General features: G+C 36.4%; 21 protein-coding genes. 19 read left to right on the forward strand and 2 right to left on the reverse strand.

Annotation, left to right across the window (positions count from 1 at the left end; translation table 11 throughout):
- The first annotated feature begins 2 nt into the window (after positions 1 to 2).
- A complete protein-coding gene (locus tag B9T62_RS19250) occupies positions 3 to 713 on the forward strand; it encodes an ankyrin repeat domain-containing protein (RefSeq protein ID WP_087916766.1) in 711 nt (236 codons plus the stop codon).
- A 183-nt stretch (positions 714 to 896) separates the two neighbouring features.
- Complete coding sequence (locus tag B9T62_RS19255; protein ID WP_087916767.1) at positions 897 to 1,733, forward strand: phage antirepressor; 837 nt, start codon at positions 897 to 899, stop codon at positions 1,731 to 1,733.
- Between the two features lie 88 nt (positions 1,734 to 1,821).
- Here the strand turns inward: B9T62_RS19255 and B9T62_RS19260 are convergent, their stop codons facing one another.
- On the reverse strand, positions 1,822 to 2,025 hold the full coding sequence (locus B9T62_RS19260; RefSeq protein ID WP_087916768.1) for a helix-turn-helix domain-containing protein: 204 nt from the start codon (positions 2,023 to 2,025) through the stop codon (positions 1,822 to 1,824).
- A gap of 150 nt (positions 2,026 to 2,175) precedes the next feature.
- Here B9T62_RS19260 and B9T62_RS19265 point away from each other — a divergent pair, with 150 nt between their 5' ends.
- Complete coding sequence (locus tag B9T62_RS19265; RefSeq protein ID WP_087916769.1) at positions 2,176 to 2,565, forward strand: hypothetical protein; 390 nt, start codon at positions 2,176 to 2,178, stop codon at positions 2,563 to 2,565.
- Entirely contained in the window at positions 2,562 to 3,305 is a 744-nt protein-coding gene (locus B9T62_RS19270; RefSeq protein ID WP_087916770.1) for a phage antirepressor KilAC domain-containing protein, read from the forward strand. The genes B9T62_RS19265 and B9T62_RS19270 overlap by 4 nt, the downstream gene beginning before the upstream one ends.
- A 124-nt stretch (positions 3,306 to 3,429) precedes the next feature.
- Here the strand turns inward: B9T62_RS19270 and B9T62_RS19275 are convergent, their stop codons facing one another.
- Entirely contained in the window at positions 3,430 to 3,747 is a 318-nt protein-coding gene (locus B9T62_RS19275; RefSeq protein ID WP_087916771.1) for a zinc ribbon domain-containing protein, read from the reverse strand.
- 273 nt (positions 3,748 to 4,020) lie between these two features.
- On the opposite strand from B9T62_RS19275, the gene B9T62_RS19280 reads away from it, so the two are divergent.
- From B9T62_RS19280 to B9T62_RS19345, 15 genes are all read left to right on the forward strand, one after another.
- Positions 4,021 to 4,215, forward strand: coding sequence for a hypothetical protein (locus B9T62_RS19280; RefSeq protein ID WP_087916772.1), 195 nt, complete (start codon positions 4,021 to 4,023; stop codon positions 4,213 to 4,215).
- An 8-nt stretch (positions 4,216 to 4,223) separates the two neighbouring features.
- Positions 4,224 to 4,595 carry a type II toxin-antitoxin system PemK/MazF family toxin gene (locus B9T62_RS19285; protein ID WP_157793927.1) on the forward strand — a complete coding sequence of 124 codons (372 nt, stop codon included), beginning with the start codon at positions 4,224 to 4,226 and terminating at the stop codon, positions 4,593 to 4,595.
- A 110-nt stretch (positions 4,596 to 4,705) separates the two neighbouring features.
- Positions 4,706 to 5,197 (forward strand): hypothetical protein, encoded by a 492-nt coding sequence (locus B9T62_RS39310; RefSeq protein ID WP_157793928.1) that lies wholly within the window; start codon positions 4,706 to 4,708, stop codon positions 5,195 to 5,197.
- 13 nt (positions 5,198 to 5,210) lie between these two features.
- Positions 5,211 to 5,816: a phage tail domain-containing protein gene (locus tag B9T62_RS19290; RefSeq protein WP_087916774.1), complete on the forward strand. Its 606-nt coding sequence runs from the start codon at positions 5,211 to 5,213 to the stop codon at positions 5,814 to 5,816.
- Between the two features lie 16 nt (positions 5,817 to 5,832).
- Complete coding sequence (locus B9T62_RS19295; protein ID WP_087916775.1) at positions 5,833 to 6,468, forward strand: hypothetical protein; 636 nt, start codon at positions 5,833 to 5,835, stop codon at positions 6,466 to 6,468.
- A gap of 11 nt (positions 6,469 to 6,479) precedes the next feature.
- Entirely contained in the window at positions 6,480 to 7,121 is a 642-nt protein-coding gene (locus B9T62_RS19300; RefSeq protein ID WP_087916776.1) for a phage tail family protein, read from the forward strand.
- A gap of 22 nt (positions 7,122 to 7,143) precedes the next feature.
- Entirely contained in the window at positions 7,144 to 8,295 is a 1,152-nt protein-coding gene (locus B9T62_RS19305) for a hypothetical protein (protein WP_087916777.1), read from the forward strand.
- Positions 8,296 to 8,325: 30 nt separating this feature from the next.
- On the forward strand, positions 8,326 to 8,895 hold the full coding sequence (locus B9T62_RS19310; RefSeq protein WP_087916778.1) for a hypothetical protein: 570 nt from the start codon (positions 8,326 to 8,328) through the stop codon (positions 8,893 to 8,895).
- 413 nt (positions 8,896 to 9,308) lie between these two features.
- Positions 9,309 to 9,929 carry a hypothetical protein gene (locus tag B9T62_RS19315; protein WP_087916779.1) on the forward strand — a complete coding sequence of 207 codons (621 nt, stop codon included), beginning with the start codon at positions 9,309 to 9,311 and terminating at the stop codon, positions 9,927 to 9,929.
- A gap of 19 nt (positions 9,930 to 9,948) precedes the next feature.
- The gene (locus B9T62_RS19320) at positions 9,949 to 10,299 is read left to right on the forward strand and encodes a hypothetical protein (RefSeq protein WP_087916780.1); all 351 of its coding nucleotides are present in this window, start codon (positions 9,949 to 9,951) and stop codon (positions 10,297 to 10,299) included.
- 16 nt (positions 10,300 to 10,315) lie between these two features.
- Positions 10,316 to 10,870 (forward strand): hypothetical protein, encoded by a 555-nt coding sequence (locus B9T62_RS19325; protein ID WP_087916781.1) that lies wholly within the window; start codon positions 10,316 to 10,318, stop codon positions 10,868 to 10,870.
- Between the two features lie 14 nt (positions 10,871 to 10,884).
- Positions 10,885 to 11,523 (forward strand): hypothetical protein, encoded by a 639-nt coding sequence (locus tag B9T62_RS19330; RefSeq protein ID WP_087916782.1) that lies wholly within the window; start codon positions 10,885 to 10,887, stop codon positions 11,521 to 11,523.
- A gap of 15 nt (positions 11,524 to 11,538) precedes the next feature.
- On the forward strand, positions 11,539 to 13,713 hold the full coding sequence (locus B9T62_RS19335; protein WP_087916783.1) for a discoidin domain-containing protein: 2,175 nt from the start codon (positions 11,539 to 11,541) through the stop codon (positions 13,711 to 13,713).
- 70 nt (positions 13,714 to 13,783) lie between these two features.
- Positions 13,784 to 15,013 (forward strand): SPRY domain-containing protein, encoded by a 1,230-nt coding sequence (locus B9T62_RS19340; protein ID WP_157793929.1) that lies wholly within the window; start codon positions 13,784 to 13,786, stop codon positions 15,011 to 15,013.
- An 88-nt stretch (positions 15,014 to 15,101) separates the two neighbouring features.
- A complete protein-coding gene (locus tag B9T62_RS19345) occupies positions 15,102 to 16,307 on the forward strand; it encodes a discoidin domain-containing protein (RefSeq protein WP_087916785.1) in 1,206 nt (401 codons plus the stop codon).
- The last annotated feature ends 43 nt before the right edge of the window (positions 16,308 to 16,350 follow it).

Consider the following 16,350-nt stretch of genomic DNA (forward strand, 5'->3'; position numbering starts at 1 on the left):
TTATGAAGAAAGTTTCAACGTTTGCTCTAGGTCTAATTGTAGGTGTAACTTTAACAGCCGGAACTGCCGTAGGCGCTGCGACATACCTAAAAGCGATTCCAAAAACAGTCAAAATAGTGGTCGGCAACAATCAGTCATCCGTGGAAGCGATGAACGTAAATAATAAGTTGTACGTTCCAGTTCGTGATGCAGGTAATTCATTTGGTTATTCTGTTGCTGGCGTAACATCTTCGGCAGTTACTTTTAAAGAGGGGGCGACAACAACTGCCAAATCGGGCGACGCTACCAAGAATGTAAGCACAGCAACAACTAAAACAGGAGGGGAATATGTGCAAGGGCTACATGACAAATACTCAACAGAGGGCAAACTGGATGCAAATAAGATTAAAGTAGGAATTGCAGCAGGAGAAATAACAGCAAACTCCATTGATAAAGAAACGGGTAATAGCCTTTTACATTTTGTAGTTCTGGAAGATAACTTTGCAGTATACTCTATCATTAAGGTCAATGCTTTAAATGTAAATGTTCAAAATAGTTCTGGGCAAACACCGCTTATGTTAGCTGTAATTAACGAGAGTATATTTTATCAAGGTGAATTAACAAATCAATATAAATCAGATGCTACAATCAAAGATAACGCTGGAAAGCAAGCTATTGATTATGCTACAAAGGGAACATCAACCTACAATGGGTTGCAGGGTTATATGATGTAACACACCATCCCATATCCTAACTCAATGCTCCACAAATAAGCCAGCATACCAATGTTGGCTTTTTACTATGTGAACTCTCATTTAACATTATTTATTATATATATGTTTACTTTATAAATTCCTTGTGATATATTATATTTGCGGATACTTATTCGTAAATATAATAACAGGGAGAATGATAATTTGAAAAATGGTCAACTGCAAATGTTTGAAGGAAACGAAGTAATGATCTTGACCAAGGAAGATGTGAGCTTTGGGTTTAAGGGTGATTTTTTAATCAGAGCAAAAGACGTATCTGCTGCCTTAGATTATGAACGAGTTGAGAATGTTATTAAGCTATGTAAGAGCGATCAAGTGTTTAAGGTTAAAAATTCCGATTTCGCTAATACGGCGAAAACGAAATTAAACAACACCGGAGAATCTTTTTTCACTAATCTAGCTCTAAATCGTGTTTTGGGTAAATCCGAAATGCCAAACGCGGAGCCATTCCAAGATTGGTTGTTTGAAGAGGTATTGCCTTCTATCCAAAAGACAGGAACATATGGTATCGTTACTAATGCTCCGTCTTACATGATAGATAATCCTATTGAACGTGCTAAGAGATGGATTCAAGAACGCGAAGAGACGGAATTGCTTCAAACCAATAATCTCATACTCGAACAAGTCGTTGCAGAATACACTCCAAAAGTAACTTACTTTGATACCATTCTAAATGCTAAAGATGCTATTTTGATTAGTCAAATTGCTTCAGATTATGATTTAACACCTCAGAAGTTAAATAAGATATTAAATGAGGAAAAAGTTCAGCATAAACTAAATGGTCAATGGTTGTTGCTAAAGAAGCATTTACATCAAGGGTATACTAAATCAGAAACCCATCACTACAAGGATAGTCTTGGAGTGGATCAAACGAAAATGAATACAAAGTGGACTCAAAAAGGAAGATTGTTTATACATAGTATATTGGAGAAGTTAGAGATCAAACCAGCGATGGATAAGTTTAATGAAGTAAACATATAAATAAAACATTCACTTTTATGTACATACAATAATGAATATATATTATTAAAAGCGCCATTTATTTCGGCGCTTCTTTTGATATCCCGCATTAATCTTCAACGTATTCGATCAATTCAGATAATGAGCAATTGAATACTTTGCACATCCTGTCTAACCACTCCACTTCAATTCTTTTGATTTTTTCATCATATAATAACCCTATTGTATTTTGTCTAATACCAGTTAAGTCAGACAAATCCTTTCTGCTCATCTTGTGTTTTCCAAGCATTTCTGCCACCTTAATTTTTATCATAAAATACGACCACCTTTATTTATAAAGTAAACATATACACTTTTAATTATATACTAATAAGAATAAATTAACAATATCTGTTTACAAATATCTATTAGCGTTGTACAATATCCCTAGAAGATATTTAATATTACTAGGAGATGGTAATCAATGAACACTAAAGTTCAGTTAATAGCTCCACTCGATTCCGACACAGATTTAAACATTTATTATGTAAGAGATCAGTTTGGACGCACATGGAATACGGTAGCAAGTGATGCAAAACAAGCCAAAGACAATATTACACACGGTGAAGATGTTCTGACTTATAAATTATACACTACCGCCAAGATGGGCGAAAGTCTTCCAGAATATGATTTCAAAAATCTTATATTAGGCATGATGGAGGAAATGAATCTCCAAGATACATATGAATATGAGGAGGTTATTGGATGGGATCGGGAAGATGTTTTTCAGTTCTTTAGAGAGTCCTCTCTTCGACCTTGTAATACTTTAATTGAGATTCATAAATTCTTACATAAAAGGGGAGTGTGGAAATGAGCTTAATTAAATTCGAGAATTTTGAGGTTGATACTTTAAATGAAGACGGTAGTCTATGGGATGGGAGCGGAGATGCTTGGTTTATTCCTAAGCAAATTGCAGAAGCACTTAGCGCTTCGAACCCAAGAAAATATGCAAACGAGTTAATCAGAAAGAATTTTGAGAGATTTGAGGGTTTTTCAGTTGGCTGTAAACTGAGGTCAACTGATGGAAAGAGTTATGACACTAACATTATTAATGAAAATGGATTATATATATTTTTAATGGCATCAAATCTTCCTCAAGCAATATCTTTTCAGCGTCAAGTATCAGAAATGATTAAAAAGATAAGAAAAGATAAGATACAAGTATTTAAATCAATCCCTCAAAATTATAAAGAAGCCGTAGCCGCACTGCTAGGACAATTAGAGGAAAATGATAAACTTCAGGAAGAAATTCAAGAACAAAAACCTAAAGTTCAAATCTATCACAGAATGATTGATGCTGAAAGCAATCAAACATTTAACGAGGTTGCAAAGTCATTGAAAATTGGAAGAAATAAAATGTTGAAAATACTGCGAGATAAAAAATTTCTTATGTGGAATAATCTACCCTACCAGAAATATTTAGAAAGCAATCATTTTTTCGTTAGAGAAGTTACTAAGAATGGAAAAAACTTTACTCAAACATTGGTTACAGCGAAAGGGCTAGACCTTTTAGGTAGACTTTTTATCTCATCAAAAGAAGTTATCAAAGTTTAAAAACAACACTCCTCATCCGCATCCCCTACTGGGAATTTGATCGTATTGAAGAAATACTGGATGAGGAGTTGTCAAAGTTAGGGACCATTAAATCTCAATTGCAAATCAATTAATTCTCATTCACTTACTTAAGCAGCGGAGTGTCATTCATTCTCTTTTGATACTCCTTCTCTTTATATTCCATAAAATTGTTGTAGTCTTTTCGCGTCCAATCTTTCACCTCTTTTGCTTTCGGACTTGATATATTACATGAACCCAATGAAAAAAGAAAGTAAGGGATCAAAAAAGCGATCCCAGCATATGCAAGATAGTCATACACTGATCTTTTGTTTGGCCTTGTATTGAAATCTATTACGGGTGCAGAACTATCAATTTCACTTCCGCAACTAAAACAATATCTATTATCTCGCGGCATCTCATAGCCACATTTTTTACATTTCAAAAAGTCATCTCCTATATTTGGTAGTGAAATTATTGTAGCATTTAGTATATGTTTATGGAACATTTTTCAGTGTGATTTTTCGATGGTAAAAAAGTAGAAAAAATCTAGTCCAAAAAGCACCATAATTTCAAGTACTAAAAGCAGTTAAATTATGGTACAATTAAGAAGCGCCAATTCTCCCCTCTTTTTTAACTCTATTTTTAATAGAGGTTTTAAACATCATTTAGAGGGCATAATTATAACCAAGCGAATTTAGCTTGGGAGGTGTAAAACATGAGTAGTAAAAACGAGGAGGAAAAAGATATGTCAGTTGTCCTCAAAAACAAATATGCCCACCTCAAAAACAAACTTGATGAAATAAGTAAAGACGCACCTAAGCTCAAAGGCAAACGGGGAATGATTGAGCTTGATCCATCAAATAAGCACCATGTTGAATGGTTTGAAAAAGATCATTATAAAGGTGAGTGAAGTTTGTTGTGAGTAAAGATCCAGAAATTTCCGAAATGTGGACAGCAAGAATTTATTTCAAAGGTACAAGTGGAACAAGTAAACCGCGCCCCGTACTAGTAATCAATTTCAGTGAAGATACAGGATTATACACTATACAAGAGATCACTAGTATAGGGCCAAAAACACCACCTATTCATTACGATGGTTTTAAACAGGTCATTGAGCAATGGAAAAACTCTGGACTGGATGAAAAATCATACGTTAAATGTGCTCCAGAAAATACGCATAATGTTGAAAGAATTCGTTTAAAAAGTTACATAGGTGTTTCTGATGAAGATGACTTTGAAGCAATTATCCAAAAAATACTTGAGTCAAGAAAGAAACAGTCACTCAGATGAGTGGCTTTTTTGATGTCTTTCTTCACAAGATAAAATAACAATTTCATAGTGATTCAACAACTCTAAAACCCTTATAAACAAAGGGTTTTTTATTATGCCGTTTTAAGGATGTGAGTCAAATCGCTAAAGTTGCAGTAAATGGATCAAACATAACAGAAGCAATTAAGTCAGGTCATGTAACATACTCAATTGAAAATTATGTAGAAGAATATTGTATTGCGTATGACGAAAACGGTGCCTGTATTGATTATGATGGAGGTTACTGGCAGTCTGGTGGCTCAGGCAGCACAGGTGCAAAAATAACGGGTACAATCGTGGCTCAAAACAGCAAGTTAAAAGTAGGTGGTAAAAATGTAGCTGTCATTGGAGATCAAACTAATGAGGTATGGGAAGCCGACCCTCCAATCCCCTCAAGCGATAGTTCTACAAGATATACAGCAACTTCCTCCACCTCCGGTAGCGGCCAAGGAACAATTACAGGTGGCAACAACAAGAATGCAAAACTTAATGGACAACTTATTGCCGCAGTTGGGTCTGAGGTAACAACTTGTCTGGGAAGCACAACTACAATTGCTGATGGTGAGAATTCAATGAACATGTAAAGAAGGTGAACAAATGACAATACGTGACTCCCTCTTCTTCTCTTTTGCTGGTGAGAAATCAACTAAATATGGGATTTACAACGTGAACATGGATAGTGGCATGCAAGAAGAAATATTTGCTCCATCAGCAGAAATTATCGAGGAAACGGTAAGGGGTCGAGATAAGCCATATTTCCAAGGGATAAAACGCAGTCCATTAAAGTTCCCGGTTAGTTTTGCATTTATGGATACTTGGGATACTCGTAAGATAAGTGAAGTTGCTCAGTGGCTAACATCGCCTGACTATTATCAGGAATTGTATTTCACTAATGAAATAGGCAACAACCCTGAACGAATATTTTATGCAGTAGTCGTAGATGATGCAACTCTTGTACATAACTGTCTAAAGCAAGGATATGTAAAACTAACCTTTAGATGTGATTCCCCTTACTCCTACACACCTATAACAACAAGTCGTGAATACATATGGGATAAATCCTCTGAATCGGTTGGACTAACTGATTTTTCACAAGGAGAAAAGAAATCACTCATCGTGAATGGTTCGGGACACCTAACCCTGAACCCGATCAAGCCAAAATGGAGTGACTACCCCAAAGGAACAAAATGGAGTGATCTTTAAGAAAGGAGAATGAATTTTGGCAACAACATCGAATAAGCTCGGTTTAAAAATTCCTTCATACACCGATGAAGTTGAAGCTACTATAAATGATTTAGCAAATAATTTTCAAACTTTAGATGATTCATCTGAAGAGTATGCTTCAAAGCCACCAACAGAAGGATTGTATCAGGCGGGAGAACGATTTTGGAACAATTATTCGTTAACCCAAACTCATGCTGGATGGTCAAATATACGAACAGGGACAAGCGCACCTATTTGGGGGCCTTCAAAAGTATACGTTGTTGGACAAAAAGTTGTACCCGAAAGAGACAACGGACATTTTTATGAATGTATCCAAGCAGGCAACTCTGGTGTCACAGAGCCTATTTTCCCTGTATCAACAAATGGACAAGTACAAGATATCAGGGGTTCAAATACTTGGATTGCATCACATCAATACAAAGTCAATGACATTGCATTGCCAAGTATCGACAATGGCCGTTTCTATCTTTGCGTACAAGCAGGAGAATCTAATGCCTCTGAGCCTGTTTGGTCTTTAGTAGATGGTAATACAACCTATGATAAAAATGCAGCATGGAGAAGTTATCGAATTGCAAAATGGAAAGAATCTGGCCCAGCAGCCTTGTTTAAAGCATTTGGAAAGTTTGATTGAGGTGATAAGTAATGACTAACTGGAAAAGTATTTGCAATCTCACTGGATATTACACCTCTCCCATTATTACTATTCCTCTTAACTGTGATGGTGCTTTGAGTCGTATTACATGGAGCCAGACTGTTGGTGAAGGTGATCGAATCGTAGTTCAATCACGAATTTCTCAAGATGGCTACAATTGGTCTGAATGGCGGGAATGTGTAAATGGTGGAAGTATTCCTGAAATAAGTGAAGATACATATATGAATAATACTAGGTTAACCCTACGCATAATCGTTGACGCACAAGATCACCTCTCTCCTCCCACTATTCAAAATAACATCCTCCTGTATTTTGAGCCTGTCATTGTCTTCAATAATAAGGGTAACGTCCATTGTAAACCCGAGATATGGATTACGAAAATTGAAAACGGAGATTTGAGCATAATCAATACTTCAAGAAGTAATGACGTATTCAAGTTCGTTTCTCTTGTGAATCAAGAAACTGTTTATGTAAATAACGAACGTGAAGATATTCAAACTAGCCACGCTGTTACATATCGTTATAAGGATTTTAATGACAATTATCTTAACTTCCCTCCTGGAAAGAACATCTTAAGGATAGAGGGAAAAGCAAAAATCAAGTTCAGATATCAGTTTGGACTACTTCAATAACTCTAGATAAGGAGGTGATATATTGGCAGATGTTCAAAAGTATTTAGAATACAATGATCCACTCACAATTATTGTTCGCTCAGGCAGTCCTACTGACCCCTACAAAGATCGAGCCGACTCATTGCCTGTTATTAATAATATGATAACACTCTTGGAAATACCATCAAAAGCAGATCGGGTAACGATAGCTGGAATGACTGAAATTGACCAAGAAGTATTTGAAAATCGTCCCCACCTCTCCCCCACTGAATTCCTCGTTAACTACTCCATTGGTGCTGTACAAGTACATAGCTCTTTAGAGGGAACAGCGCAATTATGTCGATTTAAAGGCAAGGGATTAATTATGTATCCTGCGAGCCGTATCTATGCTTTGACAAATAGGAATCCAGACGTTGTTGTCACATTGCAAGATTACATAGAAGAGATTCAAGTGAAATTAAATGAAACGTATGATGGTATTGCTCGACTGGAACAAACGATATTGCAGTCTGTTGAAGCCACTAATAATGCAATTCTAGCTACAGATAATGCGAATAAAGCAACTCAGGATGCCCAATCCGCAGCAGAATTGGCTCGAAGTGCTTACGACACAACTAGACTCGTATTCAAAGAACCCGTTGCTACTCTTCAGAATATTCCTTCAAAGTACCCCTCTCCCCTTGTTGGTTGGACAGTCCAAACATATAAAGATGGTAAACGATACAGATTTGATGGAAGCCGATGGATTGAGATTGATGTTTTCGGCTCTAATCTGCAAGTTGTGAATGAGTTCAAGGATGGATTGATGTCGGTTTTAGATTATCAAAAATTAAAGTCATTTCCTGTTGATCTCAAAGAACAAGTAATAGCCTTCTCCCTCCCCGATGCTGTTCAAGGGGTAATTGAAAACTTCATCCCCTTTCCATTTAGCGGAGAGATAACTGAGTTGAGTGGTTATTGTGCTACTTCAGGAGAAATGGTAACGTCCTTATCTCTTGAGCGCACAAGGGACTTGAAGAATTGGTCAGAGGTAACAGACCGTAGATTACAATTTGAACCCAATCAAAATTTCGATGATAAGAAAGTGACGTTTAAGAGTTCGATTGTCTCGAAAGGTGATATTTTTAGGATTAACCTGAATCAACAAGGGTTGGGGATTTATAACATAACGGTTTTATTAAAGATAAAAATATAAACAACTTAATTAAAAAGGAGAAATACATATATGGCGAATCCTGTGATAATTTGGATGAACGCAACAAATTCGGCACCAGTCACAACACCATTCAATTTTGGGGTAATCGATGCAGATGATGTGTCCGATCCACATACTTTTAATATTTGGAATAATAAAGGCGGAGCAACCGATGTATCAAAAATGGAAGATTGCACAATCACAACTCGTGATATGTCCGGTGGACTTGGTAACACGGTGGGAAGTGAGATTGAGGTAGTTAAGAACAACTGGTTCCATGTACAAGTAGACTCTATGGGCGAGACCGATCTAGCTCAAGAGTCTTCACGTATTGGTAAAGATTATACCAAACCTCTTGGTACGACTGGCACTACAAAGAAGGATAATACTGGTGCATCATATCCAACTCCACTCAAACCAGGAGCGAAAGAAATTTTAGGAGTTAGAAATAATGGTATTGCTCTTGATGCTGCTGGTAACTTCGTTACAGTCACTCTTCAGGCAGATGTACCACTGGAAGCTAAGAGTGGACAACAAGCGTTCAAAATTCGGGTTAACTTTGTAAAACTGGCCCCCTATATCGGTAACGATGTGGCGTAAATTCTTTAAATTGCTGGAACCCCCTAAAGATTTTCATACTACAACGTGACTGGTAACGGTGAGCGTGAACGTGGTCGAAAGACGGAAAAAAATGAAAATATGGTCTATGCTGAAATAAAAGCCATACTTACTTAGATGGTGCTAAGGACTTCTAATGGGAAATCGTAGCAGGGAAATCTCTTGTTTAAGAGAGACCTTCAACGAGCGTAATAGGAATATCCCTGTGGGATAATGGTGCGCTCTACTCCGACTCAGACAATATGAGTGTAAATATCTCGAAAGAGACGGTATTCATAATAAGCAGTTATCGTTACGTTTAAAAGATAAAAGTATTAAGTACATACTAAAGAGGCACGTTTATTTGTGTCTCTTTTTTGTTTTTATAAACTCACAATACAATGTGGAGGGATTTTATGATTTTAGGAAACCAACATTACAGGTATTCGCCTGTCAAAGAAGCTCAAGATTGGGTATGGATTGCGGAATACGCAGATGGATCTCATCTACCAGAATATAATTTTGATAACAGAATAAAGAATGACTATTACTCAATTGATAGAAATCAGCTCATCAGATTTGGGCTTATCGGTATGGGATCTCAAATTTATTTTGATGTTGCTAACGGAATTTTTAATATTAATAAGAATCGAATTCAGATGTCCTACATTGCAAATGGTATTGAGTACCCTCTTACAGGTAGAACATATTTATATAATGATATCATTCAACAAAAAGTTGCTATTGGAGATGGAAAACTTTTATCTAAAACAGCAAGCGGAAGAATTAAAGGACATATTATTGCACATTTAATTGGCTACAAAAAGAAAATGGAATTAGATGAAGTTAATATCAATTTTCAAAATATTCTTTACATCCCTCAGAATGAGCAGCCCTCTTACCTAGAAGTGAAAATATCGGCAGATAAGGATTTAGATGGTGAATTGGTAATTAGAGTAAATGGATTTGTAGCCAATAGGATACATGCCCCGTTACTCAAAAATCGTTCAGGAATATACAATTGGGAACTTTTATAAATGAAAGGAATGATACATAATGGAAAATTTTTATACAGATAATTATGGTCGAGTTTGGGGAAATAAAGCCATTGGCAATGTCTCAGTTGTTACCACTTCGAACAATGAAATTACCATTTCATCGGGATCTCATGACTACAGTTTCACTATTCCCACAGGCACATACGCCTCTATGTATGCAACCGGAATGTCAGAATTGGTTGACACTATAAAGACTGTTGTTCAGGCGCAATCCTATCCTATAGAGGTATTTTTGGGTGGTAATCACAAGGACGTAAAATACAATTCAATTGTATTCCGACTTACTGATGGTGCCGAAATTGACAACATTACTGGCACGTTTTTTGATGCCTTTTTTGATTCGATATAATAAGGAAGTGGAATAAATGGCAACACAAGAAATAGGAATCCCGATTGATTTGAGTCAAGGGACTTTCAATAACACTGTCTTCCAGGATGGAAAATTGCAACTCCGTGAACTAGGTAAAGATGATCTAGGCACATCCATTTACGCTCCTGAAGGTTACTGGATCTCTGAATCTATTAGAATTGCTGACAAGGTTGCATTGTTTAAATACATCGCAAAAACCATGAGTGGTACTGGAACATATAAAATTTTTACTCAGTCAAGCAATGACGGATTTGTATGGACGGATTGGATTGAGATAAATACGGATGGATCAATTAATACTCCTGTCGGTTATTACGCTAAAATAAAAATCTTCATCATCCCCTCTTCTACACTAGTCTCTATTTCCATCGATCAATTCACAACTCCCGATAAATATACCAATCCGTTTATCAACGCATCTTCTGGAGTATTGGAGCTAAAAAAAACATACACCTCTCCTTATGCAATCGACAATGCTTGGACAGATGGAGTGTTGATTAAAGCTTTGGTGCAAAAGAGTCAATTTAAGAAAATAGATAAATTAAAATAAGATGAGGTGATTATATGACAGTTCCAGCTACAGCTGGAGTCTTGAGAGAAAGATTGAGTGATATGAAAGTTGGCGACTACATTGTTTGTAAGTATGTCGCTACAAATGGTGCAGTTGGTACATTTAGCGAATTGGGAACAAGTGTTGCAACTGAAATTCCAGTCACAGGAGCAGCAATTCCTAATGGAATATTCTATTTTGTGAAAACGAACAAGGGATTGCTTTTTTCAGATAGAGTTGTCCAAACCAACATTAGTTGGGATGTACTGAATGCTGAGAAAGCAATCCAAGGTAAGCCTCAGACTTTTGATATGACCGTAGGAACTCTTCGCTCTTTATCTGGTGGAGTTGCTTGGGCTGATGAAAATGGCAATAGTTCCACCACGGATAAGGGATTTGGTGCTTGGCCTGCAAATAATGAATGGGACAGATATATTGTTGGCTTTCCTAGTAATTTGATTCAAACAGGAAAAACTCTATATGATGTATTTAATCACTATGATGCTTTCTCTTGGACACAAGATACACCTATATCGATAATTGCTGCATCGACGTTGCGGACAATAAGAACTAGGAATACGATTAATCGAAATATATCAAATGGAATTCCTACTAACGTTGGTTTTCGCCCTGCATTTGAGTACAAAGAATAAAAGGAGGTGTAAATTATGGCAACACTAGGGCAAGCATTAACAACACCAGAAAGTGGGTGGAAGAGAATAGAAGATACCCACCCATATATTTCCTACTTAGGGAAAACGGGCATATCTACTAGCTCTGTATATACAGATAGTCACATTACTTATACAAATCCTGATGCTATCGGGACTTCCAAAATTAGCTTTAAGTTTTACGGAACAAAAATAAGACTTATTACACAGATTGGTGGTTTTGCCACAACTGTAAAAGTGAAAATTGACGGTATTATTGAAAGCCATTCACAGGACGCATCACCAGTGGTATATCGGGGCTTAGCCTACGAAAAGACAGGATTAATACTTGGTTTGCACACTGTCGAAATATACAATGACACAGATAATATGGGGTTTAGTCTTGATGCCATTGACGTTGATGACATCGGGGGATTATCTGCCCCCATTGGTGCTGTGGTAACTTCGCCAGATGCAGGGTGGAAGAGATATGATGCTAGCTTTGCCCTATTAAAACCTAATGGTGTATGGGGATCAAATTCGAATTCACTCGCCTACAATGCAACACTAATTTTCACAGATAAAAAGAATAGTCTTAAATTTAGTTTTAATGGCACTAAAATAAGACTATTAGGTGTAGCTAATAACGGATATTCTGATTCTGTTAATGTAATAGTCGATGGAGTTTCAGAGACTTTTTCAACAAGTTATGGCGCGTCCGGCTACCAGACTTTATTGTATGAAAAGGCAGGTTTGCAGAACGATTTTCATTCTGTTGAAATTATTAACAATAAAGAAATTGTTATTTATTTGGACGCAATCGATATTGACTCTGCTGGTCGCCTATATCATCCTGACGAAGTCACAGAAATTAAAGACTTAGCTGTTGGAAAACGTATCAGATGTCATTATCAAGCATCTTCAGGCTCTGTAGGAACATTTAGTGGACTAGGGAAAGAAACATCAGATTTTATTCCTGCCGCAAGTTCTGCAACTCCAAACGGAGATTTCTATTGGATAATGGTTGAGGATTGGAATAAGAATAAAATATTAGTTGCAGATAGAAATGTGCAGCACTCAATATCTTGGGATGCTCTTAATACTGTTGGAGTGGCCTCGGGTAGTGGTCTTCCAATTAAAATTGAAGGGGTGCAAAATAGTATATTTGCCACACTACGATTGTTGACAGGTGGTGTCTCAGTCTCAGACAAGGACAATGAGTGGGAAAAATATATTGCTAACTTTACTCTAAATGGAGTGGCGGGAGATAATAATGTTTGGAATTGGCAAGGGATATTTAGTTGGACGAGTACAACTATATCTGGAACAAACACGAACAGAGTAAGAAGAGGAACTACAACCGTAGCAACACATGCATCAGGACAGTCAGGTGCAGGTGGTGTGGGGCAAGGCGTTGGTTTTCGTCCAGTTCTTATCATTGAATCTAAAGCGCAATATAAATCAATAATCAAATATGATAATAAATATAAAAAGTGGGTTGAGGGTGGTACGCCAGCAACTTATGTTGATTTAACCACTGCTTTATCAGGTAACAACATGGCTCCGTACTCTGCGTTTGCAAGCAGTGAGGTTGCTGGTTATGAAGCCTATAGGGCGTTTAACAAAGTAAAAGATGCTGGTTGGCAGACTGCTAATGCATCTGGAAATAACAAAGGTTGGATTATGTTGGATATGGGTGTAGAAAAATTAGTAACCATGTATGCAATTACGGCATCAAATAATGATTCAGCAATTCGTTCTCCGAAAGATTTTAAACTTTTGGCTTCTACTGACAATGCTACTTGGGTGCAATTAGACAGTCAAACTGGTATAACATGGATAGATTTGCAGAGACGAGAGTTTATTGTTTTCAATACTATTCCTTATCGTTATTACAAGCTTGATATAATCATAAACAATGGTAATAGCAATTTCACGAATGTTGGTGAGATTGAATTTTATAATATCTCGTCTCCAGCAACACCTTCCTCATGGAACACCATTTCAACAACTTTACCTTCCAAAGATACTTTTATTAGTGAAGGTATGGATGATCTATCGGTGTTAGATCGTAAGCCTACTAATTTTGTGGAAACCATGAGCGATAATGGTGTATTGGGTGCTGGCGAAGTGTTTAAGAAATCAGTTGACTTGAAGAAATTGTTTGAGATAACGAATATTAAAATTGAGTAAGAGTAGAGATTAATTACCTCTACTCTTTTTTGGATTAAATAATGCTAATAATTAGAAAGGAGATGATTTTTTGGCAACTACAACTTGGAGGTCTTACCCCAATGTTACTCTTTCAAATAGCAACCTAACTGCAAGTGCAACCAGTTTATCTTATTCAACTATTGCCAGCAATGGAAGAAGTTCAGGAAAATGGTATTGGGAAGTAATTGCTGATACACGATCTATGGTTGGGATAACCAATATCCAAAGCGGAGGACGGATATATGATAGCGTAAGCCATAGAGGATATTTTCCTGATGGTAAAAAATGGTCTGGTTCAGCTGGTAGTATTTACGGTTCAACATTTACTTTAGGAGATACAATTAGTATTCTCCTTGATATGGATAATGGAATATTAGAGTTCTGGAAAAATGGCGTAACTCAAGGCGTTGCATTTACAGATATTAAACCCCTTGGCACAGTATATCCCTCACACACAAGCGGAAGCGACACTACCTCTTCTAGTGTAACGGCAAATTTTGGTGCGACACTATTCAAGTATGCTATTCCAAATGGGTTTAAGGTTTACAATGGCAACCATAAAATCTTACTTTCAAGTGGTGAAAAAATACAATCAGTTTCAATAGGGTCGGGATTATATTCTGAAAATGTTATCCCAATCATGAGTTCGAATACTTCATTGGCGGGGATTTCAAGTGCAAATTTAATATCAACTGTCGAACTTGATGCATGGAAAGCATTTGATGGTAGCAGTTCGACTTATTGGTATACAAACTCTGGAACCGGAGGGTGGTTACAGTTTAAATTCAATATACCAATCAAAATCGAAAAATATAAAGTATTATCTTTAGGTGCGTCGTACCCAGGTAATAATATTAAAAATTGGACATTTGAAGGAAGTAATAACGGATCAAATTGGAATGTCCTTGACACTAAAACAAATGTTTTGGATTGGATAACTGGAATGTTTAAAGAGTTTGCGATAACTAATGACAGCACATATATCTACTATAGATTAAATATAACTGCAACAGGTGCTGCGGCTCCCCCAGCTATATGTGAATTGACGATGCACACAAAAACAGATTCAAAATTTACTTTTTTAAATCTTGATAGTTCAACTGAGAATACATTCTTGAGGTACGGGCTGGATGGCTCATCAAATGGATTAAACTTAACAAAAAATATTTTTACAAAAAAATATGTCAAATCAGGTACTTCATTATTAGGTTCAGGAAAAACATTTGAACATACAATTGATATGTCGAAACGACGAGTTGATAAAATTACGCTGGGATAGTTAAATAATATAATATCAAAACACATCTTCTGATCCCAATTGAAGATGTGTTTTATTTAGTTTAAAAAGAAGGGATGTGTATGAATTTATGGTAACTTATACGATTCAACTCGAAGGCTGCTATAGTGGGAATTGCATAAGGCTGAATGAGTTAGAGCTTTATAATAAGATTGGTAAAATTAATTACACTATTATTGATGCCTTTGATTCTAGAGTTGGCGCTGTACCTTATTATTGGAATCAAGGTACGACCTTCGGGAAAGCAGGATTGAACGATGGAAATAAGACATATGCTGCTGCAACTGCAATGGTTCTTTTATATAGTTCTAGCGCTCCAACTGTCACTCCATCAGATGGGAATTTTGTTAGAATTAGTGTAACGTGTACAGAAGCTCCTACTATTGTTATTTTGAATTTCACTGGCAGAAATTCTACAGTTGGTGGTGTTGCGAAGTATGTAACGCTGTTTCAAGATGGAGTTCTATCCACAAAAGATAGCGGTACTGTAATTTTATCAAAAAAAATAATAGCAAATGAGTTTACTGAACAGACATTTGTTTCACATTCTAATAAATTCTTGATTTCATCAGGTGATGAGTATTTTCATTGTACTTCTTATTCAGAGTCTAATGATGTTATACCTGCAATGACTAGCAACAATTCACCTTATGGTATGGCTATTTCTAGTGGTGAATATGCCGGATATTTAGCCTGGAATGCATTTGACAAGTCTCCAATAACGCCAGATGCCACGAATTCATGGGTATCTGAAACCTTATCTGAGGGCTGGATTGGTTATGATTTTTTGATTCCAATTGTAATCGATAAATATACTATCACAGGTAGATCAGATGCGTATTACAACGTTTGTCCGAAAAATTGGACATTTGAAGGTTCAAATGATGGGACAACTTGGATGGTATTGGATAAACAAGAAAACATAACAAACTGGAATGTTGAACAGATTAAAGTTTTCGCATTCAGTAATACAAAAAAATTTAAAATGTACAGACTAAAAGGAGAAAGTAATAATAGGGCAGAAAGATTGTTGGTCAAAGAACTGAAATTGGGACGACCAAATCAAGGTGATAAATTAATAAATATAGGAGGCGATATTACTGAAGATACTTTTTTGGGGAATGGTATGAATAATAACGACTTCATTGATCTTAATTCATTTTTTTATGAGAAATCCTTTCTCTTATTTTCTTTTGCTCAAATTGGCTCAGGAAAAGTATTCAGAAAAACAATCGATACATCAAAAATACCAATTAAAAAAGCGACAATCACATAGTTATTTCTCATTAGAATGATTGTTCTATTTAGAATTTAGAAAA

This window comes from Paenibacillus donghaensis (genome assembly GCF_002192415.1).
GTDB classification, from domain to species: domain Bacteria; phylum Bacillota; class Bacilli; order Paenibacillales; family Paenibacillaceae; genus Paenibacillus_AQ; species Paenibacillus_AQ donghaensis.